Source organism: Alteromonas sp. AWJ4_197, assembly GCF_056160285.1.
Genome location: NZ_JBSWWW010000003.1, coordinates 64,444 through 83,153, shown reverse-complemented (window position 1 = coordinate 83,153; position 18,710 = coordinate 64,444). Strand labels below are relative to the sequence as shown.

The 18,710-nt window shown below is 48.0% G+C and carries 24 protein-coding genes; 18 read left to right on the top strand and 6 right to left on the bottom strand.

What is annotated here, in order from left to right:
- Positions 1-40 precede the first annotated feature (40 nt).
- Positions 41-2,263: an ATPase, T2SS/T4P/T4SS family gene (locus tag ACXAGC_RS06970; protein ID WP_474843581.1), complete on the bottom strand. Its 2,223-nt coding sequence runs from the start codon at positions 2,261-2,263 to the stop codon at positions 41-43.
- Between the two features lie 514 nt (positions 2,264-2,777).
- Between ACXAGC_RS06970 and rpsJ the strand changes: the two genes are divergently transcribed.
- The 12 genes from rpsJ (at position 2,778) to ACXAGC_RS06910 (ending at position 9,812) form a co-directional block, all read left to right on the top strand.
- Entirely contained in the window at positions 2,778-3,089 is a 312-nt protein-coding gene (rpsJ, locus tag ACXAGC_RS06965; protein WP_008845776.1) for a 30S ribosomal protein S10, read from the top strand.
- Between the two features lie 18 nt (positions 3,090-3,107).
- Positions 3,108-3,746 carry a 50S ribosomal protein L3 gene (rplC, locus tag ACXAGC_RS06960; RefSeq protein WP_119499828.1) on the top strand — a complete coding sequence of 213 codons (639 nt, stop codon included), beginning with the start codon at positions 3,108-3,110 and terminating at the stop codon, positions 3,744-3,746.
- A gap of 18 nt (positions 3,747-3,764) precedes the next feature.
- The gene (rplD, locus tag ACXAGC_RS06955) at positions 3,765-4,370 is read left to right on the top strand and encodes a 50S ribosomal protein L4 (protein ID WP_119499829.1); all 606 of its coding nucleotides are present in this window, start codon (positions 3,765-3,767) and stop codon (positions 4,368-4,370) included.
- Positions 4,367-4,666, top strand: a complete 300-nt coding sequence (gene rplW / locus ACXAGC_RS06950; protein ID WP_119499830.1) for a 50S ribosomal protein L23 — start codon at positions 4,367-4,369, stop codon at positions 4,664-4,666. Before rplD ends, rplW begins: the two co-directional genes overlap by 4 nt.
- A 14-nt stretch (positions 4,667-4,680) precedes the next feature.
- The gene (rplB, locus tag ACXAGC_RS06945) at positions 4,681-5,505 is read left to right on the top strand and encodes a 50S ribosomal protein L2 (RefSeq protein ID WP_119499831.1); all 825 of its coding nucleotides are present in this window, start codon (positions 4,681-4,683) and stop codon (positions 5,503-5,505) included.
- Positions 5,506-5,520: 15 nt separating this feature from the next.
- Positions 5,521-5,796: a 30S ribosomal protein S19 gene (rpsS, locus tag ACXAGC_RS06940; RefSeq protein WP_119499832.1), complete on the top strand. Its 276-nt coding sequence runs from the start codon at positions 5,521-5,523 to the stop codon at positions 5,794-5,796.
- Between the two features lie 10 nt (positions 5,797-5,806).
- Positions 5,807-6,139, top strand: a complete 333-nt coding sequence (gene rplV, locus ACXAGC_RS06935; protein ID WP_119499833.1) for a 50S ribosomal protein L22 — start codon at positions 5,807-5,809, stop codon at positions 6,137-6,139.
- Between the two features lie 9 nt (positions 6,140-6,148).
- Positions 6,149-6,853 (top strand): 30S ribosomal protein S3, encoded by a 705-nt coding sequence (gene rpsC, locus ACXAGC_RS06930; protein WP_119499834.1) that lies wholly within the window; start codon positions 6,149-6,151, stop codon positions 6,851-6,853.
- Positions 6,854-6,856: 3 nt separating this feature from the next.
- On the top strand, positions 6,857-7,270 hold the full coding sequence (gene rplP / locus ACXAGC_RS06925) for a 50S ribosomal protein L16 (protein WP_070125803.1): 414 nt from the start codon (positions 6,857-6,859) through the stop codon (positions 7,268-7,270).
- A complete protein-coding gene (gene rpmC, locus ACXAGC_RS06920) occupies positions 7,270-7,461 on the top strand; it encodes a 50S ribosomal protein L29 (RefSeq protein WP_119499835.1) in 192 nt (63 codons plus the stop codon). Before rplP ends, rpmC begins: the two co-directional genes overlap by 1 nt.
- Positions 7,461-7,718: a 30S ribosomal protein S17 gene (rpsQ, locus tag ACXAGC_RS06915; RefSeq protein ID WP_119499836.1), complete on the top strand. Its 258-nt coding sequence runs from the start codon at positions 7,461-7,463 to the stop codon at positions 7,716-7,718. Before rpmC ends, rpsQ begins: the two co-directional genes overlap by 1 nt.
- A gap of 216 nt (positions 7,719-7,934) precedes the next feature.
- Complete coding sequence (locus ACXAGC_RS06910) at positions 7,935-9,812, top strand: DUF885 domain-containing protein (RefSeq protein WP_474843575.1); 1,878 nt, start codon at positions 7,935-7,937, stop codon at positions 9,810-9,812.
- Between the two features lie 49 nt (positions 9,813-9,861).
- Here ACXAGC_RS06910 and ACXAGC_RS06905 read toward each other — a convergent pair whose 3' ends face one another.
- A complete protein-coding gene (locus tag ACXAGC_RS06905; protein ID WP_474843573.1) occupies positions 9,862-10,494 on the bottom strand; it encodes an MOSC domain-containing protein in 633 nt (210 codons plus the stop codon).
- Positions 10,495-10,616: 122 nt separating this feature from the next.
- Here ACXAGC_RS06905 and ACXAGC_RS06900 point away from each other — a divergent pair, with 122 nt between their 5' ends.
- The 5 genes from ACXAGC_RS06900 to dnaB all read left to right on the top strand — a co-directional run bounded on the left by ACXAGC_RS06900 (position 10,617) and on the right by dnaB (position 14,800).
- Entirely contained in the window at positions 10,617-11,183 is a 567-nt protein-coding gene (locus ACXAGC_RS06900; protein ID WP_474843571.1) for an RNA polymerase sigma factor, read from the top strand.
- Complete coding sequence (locus tag ACXAGC_RS06895; protein ID WP_474843569.1) at positions 11,176-11,697, top strand: hypothetical protein; 522 nt, start codon at positions 11,176-11,178, stop codon at positions 11,695-11,697. The genes ACXAGC_RS06900 and ACXAGC_RS06895 overlap by 8 nt, the downstream gene beginning before the upstream one ends.
- Positions 11,698-11,807: 110 nt before the next feature.
- Positions 11,808-12,689: a DUF4097 family beta strand repeat-containing protein gene (locus tag ACXAGC_RS06890; protein ID WP_474843567.1), complete on the top strand. Its 882-nt coding sequence runs from the start codon at positions 11,808-11,810 to the stop codon at positions 12,687-12,689.
- A gap of 154 nt (positions 12,690-12,843) precedes the next feature.
- Positions 12,844-13,338 carry a hypothetical protein gene (locus ACXAGC_RS06885; RefSeq protein WP_474843565.1) on the top strand — a complete coding sequence of 165 codons (495 nt, stop codon included), beginning with the start codon at positions 12,844-12,846 and terminating at the stop codon, positions 13,336-13,338.
- A gap of 73 nt (positions 13,339-13,411) precedes the next feature.
- A complete protein-coding gene (dnaB, locus tag ACXAGC_RS06880; protein WP_119503267.1) occupies positions 13,412-14,800 on the top strand; it encodes a replicative DNA helicase in 1,389 nt (462 codons plus the stop codon).
- Positions 14,801-14,909: 109 nt separating this feature from the next.
- On the opposite strand, the gene ACXAGC_RS06875 is transcribed toward dnaB, so the two are convergent.
- From ACXAGC_RS06875 to ACXAGC_RS06860, 4 genes are all read right to left on the bottom strand, one after another.
- Positions 14,910-16,040 (bottom strand): OmpA family protein, encoded by a 1,131-nt coding sequence (locus tag ACXAGC_RS06875; protein WP_349583555.1) that lies wholly within the window; start codon positions 16,038-16,040, stop codon positions 14,910-14,912.
- 108 nt (positions 16,041-16,148) lie between these two features.
- Positions 16,149-16,583, bottom strand: coding sequence for a secondary thiamine-phosphate synthase enzyme YjbQ (locus ACXAGC_RS06870; RefSeq protein ID WP_474843563.1), 435 nt, complete (start codon positions 16,581-16,583; stop codon positions 16,149-16,151).
- Entirely contained in the window at positions 16,573-17,037 is a 465-nt protein-coding gene (locus tag ACXAGC_RS06865) for a chemotaxis protein CheX (RefSeq protein ID WP_119499843.1), read from the bottom strand. Before ACXAGC_RS06865 ends, ACXAGC_RS06870 begins: the two co-directional genes overlap by 11 nt.
- Positions 17,027-17,500, bottom strand: a complete 474-nt coding sequence (locus tag ACXAGC_RS06860; protein ID WP_119499844.1) for a transcriptional repressor — start codon at positions 17,498-17,500, stop codon at positions 17,027-17,029. Before ACXAGC_RS06860 ends, ACXAGC_RS06865 begins: the two co-directional genes overlap by 11 nt.
- Before the next feature lie 213 nt (positions 17,501-17,713).
- Here ACXAGC_RS06860 and nudC point away from each other — a divergent pair, with 213 nt between their 5' ends.
- On the top strand, positions 17,714-18,547 hold the full coding sequence (nudC, locus tag ACXAGC_RS06855; RefSeq protein WP_474843560.1) for an NAD(+) diphosphatase: 834 nt from the start codon (positions 17,714-17,716) through the stop codon (positions 18,545-18,547).
- The last annotated feature ends 163 nt before the right edge of the window (positions 18,548-18,710 follow it).

Below are 18,710 nucleotides of genomic sequence, written 5' to 3'. Positions count from 1 at the left end.
TGATTGCTAGCCGGTGAAGTCTGCCGGAATTGCTGAAATATTATTCGGCACCACTGACAATCTGGACCTGCGCCAGATCGGTGTCGCCCTTAATGACTTTATAAATGGCATCCTGCACCAGCGTGCGCATGCCATCTTTCATAGCCTGTTCTTTCATATCAGACACACTGCCTTCTTTATATATCAGGCCACGAAGTTCCGGCGTCATCCCTAACAGTTCGTGAACGCCGGTACGGCCACGGTAACCTGTTCCGCCACACTCTTCACAACCGTCCGCTTTATGCAGCATCAGAGGGGAGGGCAGATCCAATTCGTTAAGATAACTCTCACCGTACTGACGTTTAATAAACGCAATGTCATTTTCCGATGCAGGATATTGTTGCTTACAGCTTTTACACAGGGTGCGGATAAGACGCTGGGCGAGAATTCCCACACAGGCATCAGAGAAGTTCACCGGGTCAAGACCCAAATCAAGCAGACGGGTTATCGTTTCCGGGGCTGAGTTGGTGTGTAGTGTGGATAGGACAAGGTGACCGGTGAGTGATGCTTCAATGCCGGCATGAGCCGTTTCTTTATCACGCATCTCACCGATAAGAATAATATCCGGGTCGGCCCGTAAGAATGCCCGCAATGCATTAGCAAACGTAAATCCGATTTTCGGGCTCACCTGCACCTGTTGCAGGCCGGCCTGGGTAATTTCCACCGGGTCTTCTGCTGTCCAGATTTTCTTTTCAGGGGTGTTCAGATAACCGAGTACGGCGTGCAACGTAGTTGTTTTACCTGAACCGGTGGGGCCTACTACCAGCAGAATACCGTGAGGCTTGCGGATCATGCTCTCCAGCCGGTTCATATTAGATGGTGCCAGGTTCATCTTATCGATGGGCATAGCGCCGCCGGAGGCAAGAATACGCATTACCACGCCTTCACCGGCCACAGTCGGAATGGTTGCTACCCGAACTTCAACCAGCTGACCATTCATCCGGAAAGCCAGTTTCCCATCCTGAGGTACACGTTTCTCTGCGATATTCAGATTGGACAGGATTTTAATCCGCGCAATAACCGCACTGTGGTGAGACTGAGGTATCTGACTCATATCCCGGCACACACCGTCTATGCGCATGCGGACCCGTGTGGGGCCCCCTTTTTCGGGGTCAACGTGAATATCGGAGGCATTCAGTCGTTTAGCGTCGTGCAGTACGCGGCTGACAAGGCGGACAACAGCCGGCGCATCGTCCGACATCTCATCGACCTGGTCTTCGCCTTCGTCATCACCGGCGCTGATTTCATCGAGGATCTCACTCATCTCGCCGGGCGCACCATTGCCACCGCCTTCACCCAGGTATTGTAAAACCTGATTAGGCAGCGCCACGGCGATTTCGTAACTGTCGATACCCATGGCGCTTTCAATTTCCATGAGCAGGGCGGCGTTATTCGGCTCTGCCATCAGAACAATAGGGCGCTCATGAACATCCGCAATCACGGCAACGAGGTTACGTTTCAGATAAGACAGGTTCAGGCGGCTGTCATTCTGAAACAGATGGTACTTTTCCGGCAGATAAGAGATATAAGGAACCTGATAATGCACCGAAAGGGTATTACCGATATCGTGTTCACGGATGCTGTGTTCAGACATAAGACGCTGCACAATCGTGCGCTGGTCGTTGGTGCTGTTCAACAGGTCTGTGAGCGCAGCGGGTGCTATCTGATTTTTATGCAGTAATAAGTCAAAGGGGTGATTAGTACCACCCAGCTCATAGCGGAACTTATTGCCGAGTAGCTCAGTAAGTTGTTTCGCGACGGTAAGGTCGCTGCCATTGAACGGACCGGTCTGCTTATTTATAAGCTGCATGACACCGAGCAGTACGCCGGCATTTAATACCGGTACACAAAGAATGTTGTTGGTCCGGAAGTTACTGCTCTTATCGAATTTATCTGCAAAGCGCAGGCGGGGATGAATGCCTTCGAGTTCTTCTTTATTATAGGGATCTGCAATGACGATGGGGCGTTGGGCAAGTGCCACGTAACCGGCAATGGACAGCGGCGAGATGGGTACTTTAATTTCCTGCGTCGCTTTACCGGTTTTGAACCGTGCTACCAGATCCTGGTGCTGACGTCTGCGCTGGAAAATACTCATTCGCTGTGCATCGAACAACTCAAGAATGATGGGTTCGATTTCACTGAAAGCATCTAATAATGACGAGTGCTTCGCCAGAATCGTATTAATTTTATCAAAAGCGAGCTGCTGACTACTATTTCCAAGCATAAATAAGGTATCTGTCTGTGACTTATAATACAAAAAGGCAGTGCTGCCCGGCACAACCCGGAACCGGTATACAAAGAAAAAACCGGTACCTATATAAAGAGGTTTCACAATAACCCTTTATGACCAAAGCGGCAACTTGACCGTCAGACCAGAAGCGACATTTACGCTTAATTACAGTCCGGGCCGCACCATTCTTTTCCGGTTCACACCCTGTTGAATAAAAATAGATCAGTTTTTCGCATTTGTGAGTTGCGCTTAACCGATAATTCTGTATAATTCGCGCCCACTTGCCCTGTACAACATGTAACAGGAGCATGGTTTCGGCCGCAGCTACACTGCTTTTAGGGTAGATGCCGAAGCTACAACAGCGAGTAATCGGTGACGTAGCGGGCGTGTCAGAAACAAAGAACAAGATTCCAATTGGGAATCACTGGTTTATACGCACATCTTTTCGTCCCATCTAAAGAGGGAGTGAGAAGATGATTTTTTTGTTCTTTCGATTGGAGCTTAATCGATGCCAAATCAAAGAATTCGTATTCGTCTGAAAGCGTTTGATCACAAGTTGATCGATCAGTCTACGGCTGAAATCGTAGAAACGGCGAAACGTACTGGTGCTCAGGTAAGCGGTCCTATTCCTCTGCCTACTCGCAAAGAACGCTATACAGTTCTGGTTTCTCCGCACGTTAATAAAGACGCGCGTGACCAATACGAAATCCGTACTCACAAGCGTTTGGTAGACATCATCGAGCCAACTGATAAAACAGTTGACGCGCTGATGCGTTTGGACTTGGCTGCTGGCGTTGATGTTCAAATCAGCCTGGGCTAATAAGAGAGGGTATTAACAATGGCGATTGGTCTAGTCGGTCGTAAAGTGGGTATGACCCGCATCTTCACTGAAGATGGCACGTCTATCCCTGTGACTGTTATTGAAGCGACCCCAAACCGTGTTACTCAGTTACGTACTGAAGAAACTGACGGTTATCGCGCTCTTCAGGTTACTGCTGGAACTAAGAAAGCGAACCGCGTAAACAAAGCTGAAGCAGGTCACTTTGCTAAAGCTGGCGTTGAAGCAGGCCGCACTCTGGTAGAATTCCGCCTGGAAGATAACGAAGGTGCCGAAATTGAAGTGGGCAGTGAAATCACTGTTGAAATCTTCAACGACACTAAAAAAATTGATGTAACTGGTACTTCTAAAGGTAAAGGTTTCCAAGGTGCAATCAAACGTTGGAACTTCAGTTCTCAGCGTATGACTCACGGTAACTCTTTGTCTCACCGTGCACCTGGTTCAATTGGTCAAAACCAATCACCTGGTAAAGTTTTCAAAGGTAAGAAAATGGCTGGTCAGCTTGGTAACAAGCAAGTGACTACCCAATCTTTGGAAGTAGTACGTGTTGACGTAGAAAATAACCTGATCCTGGTTAAAGGTGCCGTACCTGGCGCAACTGGCAACGATGTAATCGTAAAGCCAGCTGTTAAAGCGTAACGTCTGGGGAGTGAAGTGATGGAATTAACATTGAAAGATGCGCAAAGCGCTCTTGAAGTATCCGAAGCGACCTTTGGACGTGAATACAACGAAGCTCTGGTTCACCAGGTAGTTGTAGCATACGGTGCAGGTTCTCGTCAGGGTACTAAAGCGCAAAAAACGCGTTCTGAAGTACGTGGTGGTGGTAAGAAGCCATGGCGTCAAAAAGGTACTGGCCGTGCACGTGCCGGTACAATCCGCAGCCCAATCTGGGTTGGTGGTGGCCGCGCATTTGCTGCTAAGCCTCGTGACTTTGATCAAAAAGTTAACAAAAAAATGTACCGCGGTGCTATCAAAAGCATCCTGTCTGAACTGATTCGTCAAGACCGTCTGGTTGTTGTTGAGAAGTTCGCAGTAGATGCGCCTAAAACTAAGGCTCTGGTAGCTAAGCTGAACGAACTGGAACTGAACGACGTTCTGATCGTAACTCCTGAAGTTGATGAGAACCTGTTCCTGTCTGCACGCAACCTGTACAAAGTTGATGTACGTGACGTTGCGGGTATTGACCCGGTCAGCCTGATCGCTTTTGAAAAAGTGCTGATTACTGCTGATGCAGTTAAACAGCTTGAGGAGGCGTTAGCATGAACGAAGAACGTCTACTGAAGGTGCTGAAAGCACCTCACGTTTCAGAAAAGTCTACAATGGCGGCTGAAGCCAGCAACACTGTTGTATTCAAAGTAGCTAAAGACGCGAACAAAGCTGAAATCAAAGCAGCAGTTGAAAAACTGTTTGAAGTTGAAGTAGCTGACGTACGCACTGTGAACGTTAAGGGTAAAACCAAGCGTCACGGCATGTCTTTCGGTAAGCGTAGCGACTGGAAAAAAGCGTATGTATCGCTTAAAGAAGGTCAGGACATCGACTTTGTCGGTGGCGCTGAATAAGAAGGGGATTAGAAATGCCATTAATGAAAGCTAAGCCAACTTCTGCCGGTCGTCGTCACGTTGTTCAGGTTGTTAATCCTGATCTGCACAAAGGTGCTCCTTATGCGCCTCTGTTAGACAAGAACAACAAGTCTGGCGGCCGTAACAACAATGGTCGTATTACCGTACGTCACATTGGCGGTGGTCACAAACAGCACTACCGTATCGTAGATTTCAAGCGTAACAAAGACGGCATCCCTGCCAAAATTGAGCGCTTAGAATATGATCCTAACCGTTCTGCAAACATTGCTCTGGTACTGTATGCAGACGGTGAGCGTAAGTACATCCTGGCACCGAAGGGCCTGCAAGCTGGAGACACTATCCAGTCTGGTTCTGATGCTGCAATTAAAGCAGGTAACGCCCTGCCTATGCGCAACATCCCTGTAGGTACAACAGTACACGCTATCGAAATGAAGCCTGGCAAAGGCGCGCAAATCGCTCGCTCTGCTGGTCAATACGCTCAGATCCTGGCACGTGAAGGTAACTACGTTACTTTACGTCTGCGTTCAGGTGAAATGCGTAAAGTATTGTCTGACTGCCGTGCAACAATCGGTGAAGTCGGCAATGCAGAACACATGCTGCGTTCACTGGGTAAAGCTGGTGCGACTCGCTGGCGTGGTGTTCGTCCTACAGTCCGTGGTGTTGTAATGAACCCGGTTGATCACCCGCACGGTGGTGGTGAAGGACGTACATCAGGTGGCCGTCACCCGGTTACTCCATGGGGTGTTCCTACTAAAGGTAAGAAAACCCGTAGCAACAAGCGTACTGATAAGCTTATCGTACGTCGTCGTAACAAGTAATAGCGAGGATTCACCATGCCACGTTCTCTCAAGAAAGGTCCATTTATCGACCTTCACTTGCTGAAGAAGGTAGAGGCTGCAGTGGAAGCGAACGACCGTAAACCAATTAAAACCTGGTCACGTCGTTCGATGATCATCCCAGATATGATTGGGTTGACCATTGCGGTCCATAACGGTCGCCAACATGTACCTGTCATCGTAAGTGACGAAATGGTCGGCCATAAGTTGGGCGAATTTGCGCCAACGCGTACTTACCGCGGCCATGTCGCGGACAAGAAAGCTAAACGTTAAGGGGTAGGAAATGGAAGCATTAGCTAAACATCGCTTTGCCCGCACGTCGGCTCAAAAAGCACGCTTGGTTGCGGATCAAATTCGCGGCCTGCACGTTGAAAAAGCTCTTGAAGTTTTAGCGTACAGCCCGAAGAAAAGCGCAGCATTAGTTAAGAAAGTACTGGAGTCTGCTATTGCTAACGCAGAGCATAACGAAGGTGCTGACATCGACGAGCTGAAAGTTGCGAAAATCTTCGTTGACGAAGGTCCAACGATGAAACGTATCAAGCCACGTGCCAAAGGCCGTGCCGATCGTATCTTTAAGCGCAGCAGCCACATCACTGTAGTTGTAGCGGATAACTAGGAGTAGAAAATGGGACAGAAGGTACATCCTACAGGTATACGCCTGGGTATCAGCAAACCATGGACTTCGACCTGGTACGCTAATACTGCAGACTATGCAGACAACCTGTATAACGATCATCAGGTACGTCAGTATCTGACTAAGCAGCTGAAAAACGCTTCACTTTCTAAAATCGTGATCGAGCGTCCTGCTAAGAGCATCCGTGTGACTATTCACACTGCTCGTCCGGGCGTTGTTATCGGTAAGAAAGGTGAAGACGTAGAAAAACTGCGTAATCACGTATCTAAGCTGGCCGGTGTGCCTGCTCAGATCAACATTGCAGAAGTACGCAAGCCAGAGCTGGATGCACAGTTAGTAGCTGACAGCATCTCTAGCCAGCTGGAGCGTCGTGTAATGTTCCGTCGCGCCATGAAGCGTGCGGTACAAAATGCAATGCGCCTTGGTGCCAAAGGTATCAAAGTTGAAGTTAGCGGCCGTCTGGGCGGTGCAGAGATTGCACGTTCTGAATGGTACCGCGAAGGCCGTGTTCCTCTGCACACTTTCCGTGCGGACATCGATTACGCGACTTCTGAAGCTTTAACTACCTACGGTATCATCGGTACTAAAGTTTGGATCTTCAAAGGTGAGGTTCTGGGCGGTCTGCCTACAAACCAGGAGCCGGCTGCGCCAGCTCAACCTAAGAAGAAAGGCCGCAACGCTAAGCGAGAGGGCTAAATCATGTTACAACCAAAACGCATGAAATTTCGTAAAATGCATAAAGGTCGTAACCGTGGTCTTGCTATTGCTGGTGGCAAAGTAAGCTTCGGTACTTATGGCCTGAAAGCAGTTGGCCGTGGTCGTATGACTGCACGCCAAATCGAAGCAGCGCGTCGTGCTATGACTCGTCACGTTAAGCGTCAAGGTAAAATCTGGATTCGGGTTTTCCCTGACAAACCAATTACTGAGAAGCCTCTTGAAGTGCGTCAAGGTAAAGGTAAAGGTAACGTTGAGTACTGGGTATGCCAAATTCAACCTGGCCGTGTTCTGTACGAGATGGAAGGTGTTCCTGAGTCTCTGGCACGCGAAGCGTTTGAACTGGCAGCGGCAAAACTGCCATTTAAAACAACCTTTGTAACTCGGACGGTGATGTAATGAAAGCGACTGAACTGAAAGAAAAAAGCGTAGAAGAGCTGAACGCAGAGTTGTTAAACCTGCTACGCGAACAGTTCAACTTGCGCATGCAGCATTCAACTGGTCAGCTTGAAAAAACAGACCAGCTGAAGAAAGTGCGTCGTAACATCGCGCGTGTTAAAACCATTCTGACTCAAAAGGCTGATGCGTAATGACTGAGCAAAAAATTCGTACAGTACAAGGTCGTGTGGTTAGCAACAAAGGTGATAAGTCTATCACTGTTGTTGTTGAGCGTTTCGTTAAACACCCTATCTACGGGAAGTTCATCAAGCGTTCTACTAAGCTTCACGCCCACGACGAAAGCAACGTTGCTAACGAAGGCGATACAGTCACTATCCGTGAGTGTCGTCCTGTTTCCAAGACTAAGACTTGGACACTGGTTGACGTTGTAGAAAAAGCTAGCATGTAATTGCTCGTTCTTTTCTTAAAAAAGCCCGGTTAATCCGGGCTTTTTTGTGCCTGCAATTTGCCATTCATAATTACTTACATACTCTTCCGGCGCGAATCTCTGTTTAACGATATCCTTTGTGTTTTAAAATAGTGTTACTGTGCGTGTGCGAAAACACATATCTGCACTGACTTCACAGCGCAATAAGAAATAATAATGAATAACACGGAGACGGAAATGAAACCCAATATGAAAACCCTCGCAGGCTTTGCACTGAGCCTGGTAGCTGCATCTATCATCGGATGTTCACCTGCCAGCGAAAAGATGCAGGAAACCACTGCTCCTGTTGCAGCGGAACAAACTGCGCAATCAGAAACCGAAAGGCTTAATGCCTGGTTTGAAGAGCAGTATGAGAAGCAACTGCAAATGTCACCCATCACTCTAACCATGCGTGGCCGCAAAGAGCGCTACGGTGAAATTGATGATGCATCGGAAAAAGCTGCTGAAGAGCGTTTTGCCATGCTGGAAGCCGCTGTTGAAGAAATGAAATCCACCTTTGATTACGACAAGCTGGATGATGCGGCAAAGATCTCATGGAATATCCTGGTTTACTCCTATGAACAGGATAAGCTGATGAAGCCTTTTGAGCGCCGTGAATATATCTTTAATCAGATGTTCGGTATGCACACGTCTCTTCCTACAGTATTGATTAATTATCATAAAGTGGAAAGCGAACAGGACTTAAAGGACTACGTAAGCCGCCTGGGTGAAACCGGTCGGGCGATGGAGCAGTTAATCGACCGCGCGCGCATCAACGCCGATGAAGGTGTGAAATCACCGTACTTTGCCTATCAGGGCGTCATTGAACAAAGTAAGGGCATTATCTCCGGAAAGCCCTTTGATGACTCTGAGAACGACAGCGCACTGTATGCAGATTTTAAAGCCAAAGCACAATCTCTTGTGGACGCCGGTGAGCTGACACAGGAGCAGGCTGAAGGTTACCTTAAAGACGCCGAAACCATGCTTACCACTAAGCTTGGGCCTGCATATCAAACGCTGATTGACTGGTTTGAAGCTGATCTGCCTTCGCTGGATAAGAATGCTAAAGGTGTTTGGGCACTGCCGGACGGCGAAGCCTATTACAATGCCATGCTTGCACGCTCCACTACCACAGACATGACTGCGGATGAAATTCACGAACTGGGTTTAAAAGAAGTCGCCCGTATTCGTAAGGAGATGGAAAAGGTAAAAGCAGAGCTTGGGTTTGAAGGTTCTCTTCGTGAGATGTTTGATTACTTCCGTGAAGATAAAACCGATGAACGTCTCTATTACCCGAATACCGATGAGGGCCGTGAGGGTTATCTGAGTGATACCCGTACCTACATCAACAACATGAAAGAAATGCTGCCTGATTACTTTGGCCGTCTTCCTAAGGCAGACCTTGTGGTGAAACGGGTTGAGCCTTTCCGTGAGCAACCGGGTGCTGCACAGCATTACTATCCCAGCTCTCCTGATGGTAAGACGCCTGGTGTTTATTACGTGCACCTGATTGATATGACCATGATGCCAAAAAGCGAAATGGAAGCGATTGCTTATCATGAGGGTGTACCGGGCCACCACATGCAAATTGCCATTGCTCAGGAACTGGAAGATATTCCCACGTTCCGCACACAAATGTTCTTCACCAGTTATGTGGAAGGCTGGGCACTTTATGCAGAGCGTCTTGCCAGCGAAATGGGCGCTTACAAAGAACCGGTAAATAACTTTGGCCGTTTGCATTCTGAAATGTGGCGTGCAATCCGTCTGGTTCTGGACACCGGAATTCACGCGAAAAAGTGGACAGAGCAACAGGCTGTAGATTACTTCATTGATAACTCGCCAATTTCTGAAGGTCAGGCGAAATCAGAAGTACAGCGCTATTTTGTCATGCCGGGTCAGGCAACCGCTTATAAAATCGGTATGCTGAAAATTCTGGAGCTGCGTGAAAAAGCAAAAACTGCGCTGGGTGATAAGTTCGACATCCGCGGATTCCACGACCTGGTATTGGGGGGCGGTGCCGTGCCATTAAGCACGCTGGAGCTGATGGTAGACGACTGGATTAAATCTCAGTCTTAATGTTGCCAGAGGTTGTTCAGGGGCGTTCCCCTGAACAACCTGCTTCATACTATTGTCCGCGTTTAATTACGCGTTCGCATTTTCCCTTCCACTCATCGTCCAGTACATCCAGTTGCATATACTCTGCTGCTTTTTCAGGATTGCCCTTGTCATAAACGGCCGTCATTAAATCAGCAACGCTGACCGTTTTATCTGCTCTGGAAATCAGCTTTACTTCATCGCCGGTGTTCAGTGTGCCTGTTTCAATCACTCGGAAATACCAGCCGGTAATGCCTTCATTTCCGACGAAGCGATCAAGGTTCTTTATATCGAAGCGTTGGGAAATTTTATTACAGGGGGCACGGGGTGCACCAACCTGTACAACTATCTCACCCATCTGCCAGACGTCTCCGATGAATACGTTAGTGTCGTCCATGCCTTCAACTATCAGGTTTTCGCCAATGGTGCCCGGGACAAAGTTACCCTCAGGAAACGCTTCTGATAAACATTCATAACCACGGTGACTGAATTGATGGAGCACTTTCTCCGGGCCACCGTGCAGCTTTTTATTACCCTGTTCGTCTTCCTCAGTACCCGACATCAGTACAGTGAGAAAAGGAACGGGTTGTTTCTGAATGGCGCTGGGCGCTCCCCGCGGACCAAAGGGGACCGGTTTAGCTGCGTATAAAGCTTCGATATGCATGATAGTTTCCACAACAGAGAAGGGTCAGCGTGTTACTTTAAAAAAAACTGCAGCGTATTTAAACCTTTTACATGTCGTCTGCGACTAACCTGAAAACACACCGGATAAAACGGAATATGGACATGGCAGAGTCTGAAACGGAAGCACACTCCCGTTCAGAACAACAACAATTAAACAGACTCGTTGCATTGGCTGTAGCCGGCGATCGTGATGCCTATCGTCAGATTTACGAAACACACGTGAACCGGGTTTACGCCCTTTGCTACCGGCTAACCGGAGACACGTCGCTGGCTGAAGATGCGACTCAGGAAGTCTTTATACAGGTATGGCGGAAGCTCGGTAATTATCAGGGACAAAGTCTGTTCAGTACCTGGCTGCACAGCGTGACCGCGAATGTAACTATCAGTTATATGCGTAAGCAAAAGAGCTGGATGCGGCGGCTATTCGATACCATTGAGCAAATTGACAACGAGGCCGGTGTAACATCATGCAGCAGCGAAGTGGATCTGGAACGATATATCCGGCAATTGCCGGAGCGGGCACGGGTAGTGTTTGTGTTGCACGCCATAGAAGGTTACAGGCACGACGATATCGCCGTAATGCTGAATATTGCACAGGGCACCAGTAAAGCGCAGTTTCACCGTGCGCGGCAGCTATTAGAAGCGTGGATGGGAGAGAGTGATGTCTGATAAAGGGTCTGAACTTAATAAAGCGCTTAAGCGGCTGCCACAGGAAATTAAACCTGATCGTGATCTGTGGACCGGCATTGCGCTTTCTATCGAAGCCGGAGAAATGGAAATGCAGGAAGCCTCCGGAAAGGCGCCGGTGAACCGGTTGCGATATATGGCGATGGCTGCCAGCCTTTTACTGGTGACCTCCCTGTTTATCTTTATCAAGCCTTCTGAGTATTTCGGCAGCGACAGCGGCGCCGGAGATGCCCGGGGACAGGCTCTGGTGAATGTACTGAGCCGGCAACACGAACAGCAAAAACAACAACTGCTGGTGCGTTTTCAGGACCAGACAGCGGTCACTGACGACTGGCAGACACAAATTCAGGAACTTGAAGATGCTGCAGCAGCAGTAAAGCTTGCTCTGAAGCAGGATCCTGACAACACAGCGTTACTGGGTATGCTGCAGCATATTTATCAACAACAACTGTTACTGATTGAGCGGGTGCACGCGCCCAAATGGCAACAAATTTGATAAAAGGACCGACAATGCGGTTAATTCAACATTTACACCCCACAATAAAACAAACATTTCTGTTAGCGGTAATACCAGCAATCAGTTTCAATGCAATGGCCGGACAAAAGGTGGATAAAACGCTTACCACTTCCGCATCGCCTATTGTTGAAATAGAGCATGTGGCAGGCAAGGCAACGATCACCGGCTGGGATAAAAACGAAGTGAAAGTGACCGGCGAATTAGGCGAACGGACAGAAGCGTTTATCTTCGAGAAAAAAGGCGATGACGTCATTCTGAAGGTAGAAACGAACCACCGTAAAATTGACTGGCGGGATAAAAATCCGGGCGACGGTGATGATTTAACTATTTTTGTACCGGCTAAATCCGGTTTGTCTTACACCGCCGTTGTGGCGGATGTGGAAGCCAGCAGGCTGACTAATTCTGTTCAGTTCGATGTGGTCAACGGCGATATCGATGTGTCGGATCTGGCCGGTAAAGTGAAACTGGAATCAGTAAACGGAGATATTAAGCTGGATAACATTTCAGGGCTGCTTCAGGTCGAAACCGTCAATGGCAACATTTCCGGCAATCATGAAGGGGATAAAAGCACCCGGATCATCACGGTTAACGGTGATATCAAACTGAAAACGTCCAGCCCTGATGTGCAACTGGAATCCGTGAACGGCGATGCCAAACTGGAACTGTCTGAAATTGACGTGCTTTCTCTCACTACGGTAAACGGCGATATCACTGCCAGTTTAACGCTGGCAGAGAAAGGGGATGTGGATGCCTCGTCAGTTGGCGGAACACTGCATCTTAAAATGCAGAAAGGTGTGTCAGCGAGGGTAGAAATGCAGGCGCATGCCGGTGGCGATATCGTGAACAGGCTCACTGCAGATAAACCATCTTCAGCGAAATATGGTCCAAATGAATGGCTGGAATTTACGGCAAACGGGGGCAGAGCCACAATAGAAATGTCTACGGTTCATGGAGAACTCATTGTTGAGTAAAGGCTACGATGTTATTTTTATGTAAATAAACTGAACGAATCCTCTGGCTAAAAGACTAACTATCCGGAAACGACGATAAGCCGCAGGGTATGCGGCTTGTCGTTGAACTTTATACCCCCATATTCGTATACGTATGAAAATTATGGAGAAGTAGATGACAGCGCGTCGATTAAGCGCAAGAGGATGGTCACCGGTAGCCTGGTTCGCAGCCTTATTCTTAACTGCCGGCTCAGTGCTGATGAGTTGTGCCGTAAAGGAACCTGCCAGCGTGGAAGGTACCTGGGTAATCACCTCGTCGGTAACACCTGGCATTAGTGCTATGTTACCTGAGCAGGCGGAAATGTGGCTGGGTCAGTCATTTCAGTACACCCCCGATAACGTGATCCTGGGACAAACGCAGTGTGGTCCCGCTGAGTGGAAAGAAACCTCTCTGTCCGGCGATGATTTTCTTCGCGAATATCATGTGTCGTTTGAAAGACTCGGCATTGTTGCCAATCGTGTAGCCCGTTTCGATGTCAGTTGCCACGGCGAACATGTACCCGGCCAGTCAATACTGGTTGCCGGTAAAGACAAAGCGTTTACTCTGTGGGACGGAGTTTTCTTTAAAATGGAAAAAGCCGGACCTGACCCGCAACAATTCGCCGGATAAAAAGCCCTCAGGCATTGCTTTTCGCTCTGATTCACGGAAAATATCAGATCCCTGATTTTTGGATGTGCGTATTGTGAAAGCTGTTTCCACCTCAAAAGACAAAAATGTCGAAAAGCTGAAAGTACCGCCGCACAGCATCGAAGCTGAACAAGCGGTGCTGGGCAGTATGCTTATCGATCGTGAGAGCTGGGATAAAGTCGCAGAACTGGTCACAGACGCAGATTTTTATAATCATTCCCACCAGGTCATATTCAAAGTTATTCTGAAATTGCTGGGCGAAAGTCAGCCTGTGGATTTGATCACTGTTTCAGAAGCCCTGGAACACCGCAATGAGTTAGAAGACGCCGGTGGTTTCGCTTACCTGGCTGAGCTTGCCAAAAATACCCCCAGTTCTGCCAACGTGACGTCCTATGCGAAAATTGTCAGTGAACGGGCAATTACCCGGGAGCTCATTGGTGTAGCCCACGAAATTGCAGAAGTGGGATACAACCCCGAAGGCCGGGACAGTGCTGATATTCTCGACATGGCCGAGAGTAAAGTATTTGAAATCGCCGAGAAGCGTACCGGTGAAAATGAAGGTCCCCGTGACGTCGACTCCGTACTGGATAAGACTATCAAGCGGCTTGAGTCGCTGATTGAAACCAGTAAAGAAGTGACCGGGGTAACCACAGGTTTCAGTGATCTGGATAAGAAGACCAGCGGATTACAGCCCTCCGACTTAATCATTGTCGCGGCCCGTCCTTCGATGGGTAAAACCACATTTGCCATGAACTTATGTGAAAACGCTATGATGGCTGAAACAAAACCTGTACTGGTTTTCAGTCTTGAGATGCCGTCGGAACAAATCATGATGCGTATGCTCGCATCACTCAGCCGTGTTGATCAAACCCGTATCCGTACAGCACAGCTGGACGATCAGGAGTGGGCCAGGGTATCCAATACAATGGCTATGCTGAAAGATAAAGATAACCTGTTTATTGATGACTCCTCCGGTCTGACGCCCATGGACGTGCGTTCCCGTGCCCGTAAGCTGGCCAGAGAGCGCGGGGGGATCAGTCTCATCATGGTGGATTACCTTCAGCTTATGCGTGTACCTTCATTAAGTGATAACCGTACGTTGGAGATTGCTGAAATCTCCCGCTCACTGAAAGCGCTGGCAAAAGAACTGGAAGTGCCGGTTGTGGCGCTGTCACAGCTGAACCGTAGTTTGGAGCAGCGTGCTGATAAGCGACCGGTGAACTCTGACTTGCGTGAATCCGGTTCAATCGAGCAGGATGCCGACTTAATCATGTTTATTTACCGTGATGAGGTGTATCACGAGAACAGTGAGTATAAAGGTATTGCTGAGATCATCATCGGTAAGCAAAGGAACGGTCCAATCGGTACCAGCCGGTTAACCTTCCAGGGGCAGTTCTCCCGTTTTGATAACTATGCCGGTCCGGCATTTGATGACGAGTATTAATCAGCCCGGGGAAAGGTGAGTGCGTACCGGAAATGCTTAATTACTTTGCCAGATAAACAGACACAAAAAAGGCGCCGTAAGGCGCCTTTTGCATATCTGATTTGTTGAATTAACGCTTTTCAGGTACTTCAACAATCGCTGTTACGCGAATAGAGATACGACGGTTTACACGGTTAGCTTCTGCAGAGCTACCTTCCATCAGCAGTTCTGATTCACCGAAACCTTCAGTGCTCAGACGTGATGCATCGATACCATATTCGTTAACCAGTACATTTTTGAATGCTTCAGCACGACGCTCAGACAGCTCCATGTTGTAGCTTTCGGTACCTGGTGCAGATGCGTGGCCTTCGATTACCGCTTCAGTTTTACCGTAGCGCTTGAAGAAAGCAACGAAGTCTTCGATGTCAGCAGAGTGAGGTTCTGCAACTTCAGCACTTTCGTTTGCGAACAGTACACGCAGGTTGTGGGTTACTTCTTCTTTATCAAATACAGTACAACCGTCAGAATCAACTTTGTCGTTCATTGGTGTGTCAGGGCACAGATCTTTACCATCTGCTACGCCGTCTTTATCGCTGTCCGCGATAACAGCACAACCTTTAGAATCAACTTGCGTACCGGCAGGCGTGTTAGGGCACTGATCCATGCTGTTCAGTACGCCGTCATTGTCGCTGTCGCCGTCTACAACAGGCGCTGGCTTGCTGTAGCTTGAAGTCTTAGACTGGCCAAACGGGAATGCCAGACCTACTTTTACACTGTAATCGTAGTAAGAATCATCAAAATCACGGTAAGCAGCGATTTCAGTTGTCAGCTTAACGTCGTCATTGATGTCCCAGTGTTTACCAATACCAACATTGGCAAGGTTGTAGTTTTCGTCTAACAGTTGGCGCTTAACACCACCGAATACGTACCACAGGTCGTCTGGCAGGAAGTATAAAGCGTCAACACCGAACATGTGACCAGATATGCTGTCTTTTGAACCCAGCACTTGTTGGTAGTCTAAATCCAAAACAGTATATTCACCACGCACCGCCCAGCTCTCGTCGAAACGCCAGCCGTATTCGAAACCGAAACCAAAACCGTCGTCCATCAGATCCGGTGCTGGCTTAGTTTCTTCCGTGTTGTAATACATGCCATGCAGCCCTAACCAGCTGTCAAATGGCTTGCCGTCTTCCTGAGCCGCTACATTCGCAGATGCTGCAACAGCAAAAGCAAGAGCAGTAAATTTAAAAGTTTTGTTCATTTTCACATCCTGTATAACGTTGAGTGATTAGTAAAATCGAGTGGATGATAGCTCTTAGCACACGCCGTGCCAATAGACAAAAGAGCATAAAATAGATAATAACTAATATTATCGCCAAATTCCTTGCAAAGTGGCTATGATGCGCCGGTTGCCACCAGAATTGCGATGTTCGCCTAAAATTATGCCTTGCCAGGTGCCAAGTTGTAACTCCCCGTTTTTAACGGGAATTGTTACCTCACATCCTAATAAACTGGACTTAATGTGTGCGGGCATATCATCACTTCCTTCATAGGTATGTGTAAAATATGCCGTGCTTTCCTGTACAGTATGGTTAAACCACGCTTCCAGATCACTTCTCACCGACGGATCTGCATTTTCATTAATGGTCAGACTAGCACTGGTGTGCTGTAGCCAGAGGTGCAATTGCCCAATCTTTACATTGTGAAGTTCAGGCAGGGCGCGCTCTACGTGGGAGGTAATTAAATGAAAACCCCGCCTGAAAGCGGGGAGAGAGAATTCCTGCTGATGCCAGTTACTTGTCAAAGCAGATTTCCATATGCGCCAGACCCGCATCACACATAAACGGCATAATAAGCTTTGCACCATCTACCTGATGACTGATGGTATGTTGCTTTCCGGATACAACGATAGGCGTAGCCATACCAAAATCAAAGCCCTTTTCAGCAAGATCCCGTTTTGCGTTGCCGCAAATCATGTTGGTTACTTCACCCACCATGTCGCCAACTTCCGCATCCAGTTTCTCCGGACGTTCACCCACCATACGCTCCATAATGGTCAGCGCGAGACCTTCATCAAACGTAATCGACATTGACCCTTTTACCTGCGGGCCCACCATGCCAATTAACCCTGAGACATCACCCTGAGCTACATCACTTTGTTTTCTCTTGGGTTTTCCGGGCTTTAACGTGGTTTGTGCCATGGTTTCCATGACATTCAGTAAACCATTGATGAAAGGATTAACAAACTCAACATTCATGATTTTTTTCCTCAAGCTCCGCACTTTCTGCATCCTGACAATCTGCACAAAGGCCGTGAGCTTCAATTGTTTGCTTTGATACTTTGAATCCGTGCTGTTTTGCCTGACTGTCCAGCGTTTCCTGCAGCCCTTCTGACTGTATCTCGGCAACATCACCGCAACTGTCGCAAATTAGGAACTGTACCGGATGGTGACAACCAAAATGATGACATGCAACAAAAGCATTGGTCGATTCCAGCCGGTGAATGAAACCGAATTCCAGTAGAAAATCCAGTGCACGGTACACCGTGGCCGGTTTTGCGCTTGATTCCGTTTCCTTGAGGGCATCAAGTAATTCATACGCCCCCATAGGCCCGTGTTTACCCAACAAGATTTCATATACTTTTTCCCGCAGAGGGGTGAATCTTGCTCCCCGTTGTTCACAATAGGCACGGGCTTTATTAATGAGGGTAGTACTATTCATGATGTTTTACCGGCAAACGTCTGATTTTTTTTTGTCTGGTGATCATGCGATTAAACAGCAGACTGCGTTCAATGCATCTGATTTCTATTCTCAGTATAACATTGGCCCGTACCTTAACAATGATATCGCGTTGAGTGAAATGCATTTACTGTAAATTGTTGTGTAAAAAAACTAAACTGGGCGGCATTCTCAGCTCTCACCGGGGTATGTTCAATGATCAAAGCGGTATCTGACCGGCAGTTGCAATCTGCTCAGGCACACTGGCTGATATTCAGCCGCGATAAAATACTCGTTCCTAAATCCACTACTTCACTTTATCTGGGCGGCTGGTCTGCACTGGAATTTATTGCTCATCATCAGGCCAGCATTGTGGAGCTGCCGCCGCTTTCAGAACATCATGCTGTGGGCGCGCCTGTATACATTATTGATACGGGGGCAGAGCACATTGAACAGGATGACTGGGAACTGACATCCCTGCGCACCTTACTGGCGGCTGGTACTGATGAGCAATTTAATGTTCTGGCCAGAGCCTGGCAGTATGTGCATTTTCTGCGCACACACCGCTATTGCGGTCAGTGCGGGGCTAAGATGGAACAGGTTGACTGGGAAATGGCGATGCAGTGCCATCAGTGCAAGCACCGTGTTTATCCACGCATCTCGCCATGTATTATTGTTGCTATTTACCGGCATAATCAGATTTTGCTGGCCAAAGGGGTGAGGCACAAGGACACCAATATGTATTCCACCATCGCCGGATTTGTCGAAAGTGGTGAGAGCCTCGAGCAGGCGGTACACAGGGAAGTGGAAGAAGAAGTGGGCGTAAAGGTGAAAAATCTCACTTACTTTGACAGTCAGCCCTGGCCATTTCCTCACTCATTAATGATGGGTTATCTGGCAGAATATGAAAGCGGTGACATTGTGCCCGAAGAAGGAGAAATCGTTGATGCGCAGTGGTTCGATATTGATGCACTGCCGGACATTCCGCCCAAACTATCTATTGCAGGACGTCTTATTGAGGCAGTGTTGAATAAGCACAAAGGAGGATAACAGATAATAAAAAGCCCCGCGATGCGGGGCCTCAGGATTGTGCGTCGGTCCCTTTTAATGATGTTAAACAAAATTAAAGGGCTTCTTTATGTTGTGTCTATTATTATCGACATGTACTTAAGTAGCAAGACTAAAGTCTTATACTTTTGGTTATTTTTATGCC